Raw genomic sequence first — 7,276 nt, 5'->3', positions numbered from 1 at the left:
GAAGCCCCGGCAGGTATACCTGCCGGGGCTTCTTGGAAATATATAAAGTCTATCTATATGACGAATTGTCCGTTAAAACGTAGTGCTAGACCGTAAAGCACCACGGCAATAACCCAAATAACGGTAACTGTAATGGTCAGACGGATTAGGTTCTTAGAAGCCATACCTGAAGAATTCAGTGAGCTGGTCATACCGCCACCAAACATATCGGACAAGCCACCACCCTGACCGCGGTTCAAGAGCACCAGAAGCACGGTGATAATGCTGGTAATCACGATGACTACCAAAAGCACATTCATAATGATGTCCACAGCGGGCCTTCCTAATAGGTCGATAATAAAGCCTGTCCCATGGCAGACTTTAATAACTATACGGTATAGAGACTCTGTGGTCATTCTCTAACACGTAATAACGCGTAGAGCGAAGGGCTAAATTACTGCCTAAACTGAGTGACACGCCGCTGATATTCGCTGGGGGTAAGCTGAAATGCATCTGGACGGTCTCGCAGTGCTCGCCCCGCATCAAGTGGATTTCCCTCAGTATCGTAGGCGTAAACATAACCGCCCTGAACAAGATAGTACGTAAATTGTTGGGCTACACCCCAGTAGTTGCCGCCTTCGGCATAGAATCCCAAGTCTACCCAATCGCGTAGTTTTACCTGAACTGGCACTTCTGGGGAACTTGTACGGTGGTACAGCCAGTCCAGGAAACTATCACGTTTATTTTCAAAATACACGATCTGCGGAGTCTCAGCTGTAGGCGCAGAGACTCGTCGGCCTCGAATAATGAGGACCACTATGACCGCCAAAAGACCTGCAACAACAAGGGATACAATTGCAAACATAGTTAAAGTCTAACGGGTTGAGTTTCCGGGATGCAGGAACTTAGCTTATAGGGTAGCTACAGTTTGCTACTCCACAAATAAAAGACCTTCCCAGGAGTGATAACCGACACCTGGGAAGGTCTTTTATTTTACGATGCTAAAAATTTATGATTCTTTTTGAACCACTTTTGCTTCAGACTTTTCTTCTGATATCTGATCGTTTTCAGAGTCTTCAACCTCGTAAGGTTCATAAGATTTGAAGGGCTGTCCCTTTTCAGGATACCGTTTAGGCGAGATCGACAGACCCATCTGAACCTTCTCGTGATACACCTCAACTATTAGCGCCACCACGATTAACGCAATCACAACGGCGAAGGGTAACGCAATAATAATCAGCGTATTCCGCAGAGCGTCTAGCCCGCCAGCATACAGCAGCACGGTTGCAATACCCGCGACGATAACACCCCACACAACTTTCTTTCCGTTAGTGGGGATAAGACGCCCATCTTCAGAAAGCATTGAGAGCACATAAGTTGCTGAGTCTGCGGAGGTAATGAAGAAGGTAAAGATCAGGATGATTGCGATGATCGACATTAACATACCCAGCGGGTAGTGTTTGAACGTGCCGAACAGCAGTTGTTCATCCTCTAGTTTCGTCAGATTCTCTAGACCGTTCTGCTGTACCGTATTAGCCATCGTACCGAAAGTGGAGAACCAGATGAAGCTTACGACGGTAGGTATCAGAAGTACTACAGTAATAAACTCACGTATTGAACGGCCTTTGGAGATGCGGGCGATGAAGAGGCCAACGAAGGGCGACCAAGAGATCCACCATGCCCAGTAGAAAATGGTCCAGGTATCAATCCAGGCGCGTTCGTCACCATTAAATGCGGCGGTTCGGAAACTCATCTCGAAAAAGTTCTGCATGTATAGACCGATGGATTCCGACATATTGTCAAAAATCTTGACGGTAGGGCCAACCGCAATAGCAATCGCCAGAAGTGCGATAGCCAGAATCATATTAAGATTTGAAAGGATTTTAATACCTTTACCCAGCCCCGAAAGAGCTGAGAGCACAAAGAGAGCAGTGGTTATTACGATAATAACAGTGCGTACCTCCATGCTATTAGGAATGGCATTATCAGTGAGGTAGCTCAGCCCACCATTAATCTGAATAGCACCGAAGCCAAGCGTGGTTGCCACACCAATAACGGTTGCCACCACAGTAACAATATCTATAATATATCCCAGCCAGCCATCGGTTTTTTTACCGAAAAGCGGCTTAAGTGTGACAGAAAGAAGATATTTCTCTTCCTTACGGAAACCGAAATATGCTAGAGCCATAGCCACAATACCGTACACAGCCCAGGCGTGTATACCCCAGTGGAAGAACGTAAATTGGAAGGAATCCGCCATTGCTTGCTGTGACTCCGGTGCAGCATGCGGAGTTTTGTTAGCAAAGTGTGAAAGCGGCTCGGCAGCACCATAGAAAACTAGACCGATACCCATACCAGCCGAGAAAAGCATGGCAATCCACGAACCAGTGGAATACTCGGGCTTTGAGTCAGGCTCTCCAAGCTTAATTTGCCCCATGGGGCTTAAAACAAAAAACCCGCAGACCAATACTATAAGAGTTACAAGCAGGAGGTAAAACCAACCGAAGTCAGTTCCGATCAGCGCCCTCCAGTTTTTAGAAACTGCCTCGTAACCCGGAACAAAACCCAGAGCCACTAATATTAATGAAATAATTAATGAACCAATAAAAACAGACGTATACTTGCGTGATTTCATATCTCACCCTCCTAAAACGTTTAGGCATAAGTGTAACAAATCTCGAAGACTCCACAAAACCACACATTTTAAACACACAAAAACCATTTGAATTATATTTAATTAAATTAAATTTAAATAAAGCACAGCTAACTGCATCAAAATAACTCAAAATCCTTAATCATTTTGTTATATTTTAGATATTATTATAATAATATTAGCCGTAGATCTATACCGAAAATCGCTAACTTTCCACATTTTTACAGAAAAATTTTAGGTACCACATATTTTGCCCCGAGGCTGCGTTCTCTTACCCTAAGACAACTTTATGCACATCTGGTAGCATCATCAGAACCTCCATCGTTAGATCTTCTCCCGGAAATGTAGGGTCAATAACCTCGCGCCAGAACCTTAAATGCTCCTTATCCACCCGGTGCTCTGATTCTTCTACAGGTTGTGCTCCCTGCCCCTGTACGCTGTACCAGTACAAGTACATATGCCCATCACGAACCTCCGAAAAGATCGTTTCAACATACATTTTCTCGGGCGCTAAAGTCTGCTCAACGGCATCCATATTCTGGCGAAGAAAATGCATCCATTCTACAGCTCGCTCTTCTTGACCTTTTCGCACCCGAAATCTGGTGAGCTCAACCTGCATCAATATCAGCCTTTCTAAATATGGAATGAGAATATTTCTGTTCATGTTCGTAACATTACACAAAATGGTAGGCGCCTAGCGCACGAATACACGTATGCTAGACGCCTTTAATACGAATTGCTGCTTAGCTATGCGTCAAAACGCGCAATTGCTGCAAACTCTTCAGCTTGAAGGGAAGCGCCACCTACCAGCACACCATCCACATCTTCCTTCCCCATAATAGAGGGCGCCGAAGAAGACTTAACCGATCCGCCGTAGAGAATACGAACCTTCTGAGCAACGTCTGTAGAGTAGAGCTTTTCAAATTCAGCACGTATAGCCGCAGACATTTCCTGCGCATCATCGGCAGTTGCGACCTTACCAGTGCCAATTGCCCATACAGGTTCATACGCAACCACAAGAGTTTCTGCTTGCTTGGCGCTCAAGCCTGCAATAGAACCGCGAAGCTGCTCAAGGGTAAAGTCCACATGAGTGCCAGCCTCACGAACTTCCAGAGCTTCACCAACGCACAGTACCGGAGTCAAATCATAGGTGTAAGCAGCCTGTACCTTAGCAGCGCATAGTTCATCACTTTCGTGATGATAAGTGCGACGCTCAGAGTGTCCTACGAGAACGTATTTCGCACCAAGTTTCTGCAAAAACGCACCAGAGATCTCTCCGGTGTATGCACCGGATTCATGTACAGAAATATCCTGACCACCATATTCAATGCTCAGTTTGTCGCCTTCAACGAGGGTCTGTACGGAGCGAATATCGGTAAAGGGAGGGAATACCGCTACTTCAGTCTTTGTAAAATCAAAATTCGAATCATCAAGAGTCCATGCTAGCTTCTGGACCAGCGTAACGGCTTCAGCATGGTTAAGATTCATCTTCCAGTTACCGGCGATCAGCGGTTTGCGCGACATATTTTCGCTCCAATCCCCCGAAAAATCAGGGTATAGATTCGGAAATTTCTATCTTCCATTTTAATGGTTTGATCACTCAAAAACACTAAATGCTCTAGGTTTTATCTGGATTTTTAGGCTAGTCAGACCTACTCCGAAAAGCTACAGATCAAGTTTCCAGGCGTTTGCCATTTGTTCTGTCTCCTGTATGAAGAATTCCCGAGTATTTTCCGACATGTTCTGCAATATTAGAGCATCAAGTTCTTCTTCATCGTAATCTTGAAACATTTCACGGTAGTCAGTGTACGCATAACGATGCGCCATCACGATCGCTTCATGAGCGCTGTGGGCGAGGCTCCAGGCCTGTAGGGTATTTCCATTCTCAGCCAATGCTTCCTCATAACATATACGCGCATGGGTATACATCGCATAGGTCGCTACCATAAGCGGAGCAAAATTTCCTAGAGCATAGATATCCCACTGAGTCAGCAGCATTGTGAGGTAGCGCCGGTACGGTTCAAGCAAACAGCCCAAAATCTCTGTAAAGGTCTGTTCAGGAACATCCGAATGCACAAGATCCAGAAGGTAGAGCACAGTATCAGCATCGTCAGCAAGAGAGTAATCTTCCAACGCTCTTACCGATATAGACTCTAATCTCGCAAGATATTCGAGTATATGAACGTATTGTTCATCGTCCGATGTCTCCCGCAAAATTCTCATCGCTTGACGAAAGGCAGTAACAAACTCCACATGCAGCATTTGGCTCTCTCGCACACAGTCAGCATAGTTTTCAAGGGCAAGTACAAGATCTGAGGCGCCCGATTCATACGCGAGTGCTAGATTATAGAGACCCGTTTCAGGTTGTGACTCAGCCTTTTGTGCAAGGTGCTGGGCGCGTACTATCGCGTCTTGGGCAACACGTTGTCCTGTCTTCAGAATGCTTTGGCGTTCTTCTACAGAAATAAGAAATGCGTCTGATGGAGCCATGACTACCGGGGAATCTATAACTATTGGCATAATCTCTGGAATAATCTGCGCCGTATCTTGCACACGTTCAAATAAAATACGTATCATCTCGTGTTGTTGCCCCGAGATATTGGTTGTATTCCAGATATTATTCTGCAGACACCGGTAAGCAACTTTCACAGTATCGCATGCCTCGTGATACCCCGGAAAATAATATTCAGCAAGTTCTGGGTTCTGTGGGTCTATCTCCCATGCGGCGTTATAAGTGTAGTAGCTCAGGAGCGCTTGAGTGGTTTTCTGATGAAGCTCCGTCACGGTTTTCTCTAGATGGCTAGGAAGCTCATCCAGCTGATCTTCAAGGTCAGTTGCTAGTGTCTGAATAAGATCCCTAGATTTTTGTGCTTGCAGCATGGTGATAGTCAGTTTGTGGTCCCGATCAGCTGCCGAGTTTTCCCAAAAATCTGACAAATTATCGGCAGAGGCACCATACAAATAATCCCGATGTTCTGAAGCTGATGCGACTTTAGCTTCGTCTGCCTTCCGAGGTTCCTTTAGACTTTGAGCAGATACCTGTCTTTCTTGCTGCACTTCACGTTCATAGTCTGCGACTGTTGTAGCTTCGCGGGAACCAAAGTATTTAGAGAAAAATCCCATGGAATGCATCCTTGCGATGTGGGTTATGGCTGTCTATGAGCATATAGGAACGCACCCGGCGCGTCCTTGAAGTTGAGAGCCGGGTGCGTTTTCCTAGGGGCAGCGCAATAAGAGTTATGCCCCTAGAGCGTCCAGACCGGGCAGGGTCTTACCCTCAATGTATTCGAGCGATGCACCGCCACCCGTAGAGATGTGTCCGAACTGTTCGTCAGCAAAGCCAAGGTTGCGCACAGCCGATGCAGAGTCGCCACCACCGATGATGGAGAATGCATCAGACTCAACAATTGCCTCCGCAACCGCCTTCGTACCACCGGCAAAGGGAGCAAGTTCAAAAACGCCTACCGGACCGTTCCAGAAAATAGTCTTCGCATTCTTAATTTTTTCTGCGAAAAGCTCACGAGTCTTCGGCCCAATATCCAGACCTTCTGCTTCAGCACCAAGCTTACCGCCGGTGAGATCTTCGACGGGTCGAACCTCAGTGTTAGCCTCTGCTGAGAAGTCATCAGCCCAGACAACATCAACAGCGGTCACGATTTCAGTTCCCTTCTTGGGAGCTTCTTCTAGGTAACGCTTTACAGTCTCAACTTGGTCTTTTTCAAGCAGGGAATTACCGACTTCGTAACCCTGCGCATAGGCGAAGGTATATCCCATGCCGCCACCAATAAGAATGGAGTCTGCCTTGCCAATCAGGTTGTCGATCACGGCGAGCTTATCAGAGACCTTCGCACCGCCCATGACGACAACAAAGGGGCGCTCAGGATTATTGAGAGCCTTTGAGAGAACATCGACTTCCTTCTTAACAAGGTCGCCAAGGTACGCGGGAAGACGCTTTGCCACATCGTAGACTGACGCATGCTTGCGGTGAACAGCACCGAATGCGTCATCCACATATGCGCCATTTTTACCGGTGAGAGCAACGAGCTCATCTGCAAATGCACCACGCTCTGCATCGTCCTTAGAAGTTTCCCGAGCATCGTAACGCACGTTCTCAAGAACAAGGACTTCACCGTCTTTGAGATCCGCAGCCTTCGCCTTTGCGTCCTCGCCCACAAGATCTGTCGCTACCTTTACAGGAACGGATGCAAGCTCGGCAAGGCGTGCAGCTGCGGGAGCAATCGAATACTGGGGATCTACCTGACCCTTGGGGCGCCCAAGATGCGCAGTTACAATAACGCGAGCACCAGCTTTAGCCAATTTTTCAATAACAGGCAGGGATGCGCGCACACGACCGTCATCGGTTACCACGCCGTCTTTTAGGGGAACGTTAAGATCGGAACGAACCAGCACGTAACGTCCCGTTACGCCTTCATCAAGCAGCTCTGCAAGTGCCTTAGCCATGGGAAATTCCTCCTACATTAGTGGGGATGTGTGTATTTTCAATAATACAGAAGTCTGGTGGTCACACAGCCGTAAGTCTGCTGAAATGACCATTTTTAGCCTAGTTCAGCGCGGATGGTGGTTTAGGCAAGTTCTACCGATATCCCAGACATACACGCCTTGTTCTTTACTTCGTGGTACAAG

The 7,276-nt window shown here is 46.9% G+C and carries 7 protein-coding genes; all 7 read right to left on the bottom strand.

What is annotated here, in order from left to right; genetic code table 11:
- Window positions 1–53 precede the first annotated feature (53 nt).
- The 7 genes from secG to pgk all read right to left on the bottom strand — a co-directional run bounded on the left by secG (window position 54) and on the right by pgk (window position 7,093).
- Window positions 54–311, bottom strand: coding sequence for a preprotein translocase subunit SecG (gene secG / locus HMPREF3164_RS02555; protein ID WP_172461380.1), 258 nt, complete (start codon window positions 309–311; stop codon window positions 54–56).
- Between the two features lie 122 nt (window positions 312–433).
- Complete coding sequence (locus tag HMPREF3164_RS02550) at window positions 434–844, bottom strand: hypothetical protein (RefSeq protein WP_070448675.1); 411 nt, start codon at window positions 842–844, stop codon at window positions 434–436.
- Between the two features lie 144 nt (window positions 845–988).
- Window positions 989–2,614: a BCCT family transporter gene (locus HMPREF3164_RS02545; protein WP_048752230.1), complete on the bottom strand. Its 1,626-nt coding sequence runs from the start codon at window positions 2,612–2,614 to the stop codon at window positions 989–991.
- Window positions 2,615–2,903: 289 nt separating this feature from the next.
- On the bottom strand, window positions 2,904–3,296 hold the full coding sequence (locus HMPREF3164_RS02540; protein ID WP_210398358.1) for a DUF6176 family protein: 393 nt from the start codon (window positions 3,294–3,296) through the stop codon (window positions 2,904–2,906).
- Window positions 3,297–3,379: 83 nt separating this feature from the next.
- Window positions 3,380–4,156: a triose-phosphate isomerase gene (gene tpiA, locus HMPREF3164_RS02535; protein ID WP_048754069.1), complete on the bottom strand. Its 777-nt coding sequence runs from the start codon at window positions 4,154–4,156 to the stop codon at window positions 3,380–3,382.
- Between the two features lie 141 nt (window positions 4,157–4,297).
- A complete protein-coding gene (locus HMPREF3164_RS02530; protein ID WP_070448671.1) occupies window positions 4,298–5,755 on the bottom strand; it encodes a hypothetical protein in 1,458 nt (485 codons plus the stop codon).
- 114 nt (window positions 5,756–5,869) lie between these two features.
- Complete coding sequence (gene pgk / locus HMPREF3164_RS02525) at window positions 5,870–7,093, bottom strand: phosphoglycerate kinase (RefSeq protein WP_070448669.1); 1,224 nt, start codon at window positions 7,091–7,093, stop codon at window positions 5,870–5,872.
- Window positions 7,094–7,276: the final 183 nt, after the last annotated feature.

The organism is Rothia sp. HMSC08A08, from assembly GCF_001808385.1.
GTDB classification, from domain to species: domain Bacteria; phylum Actinomycetota; class Actinomycetes; order Actinomycetales; family Micrococcaceae; genus Rothia; species Rothia dentocariosa.
This window is presented reverse-complemented; position numbering and strand designations above follow the sequence as displayed.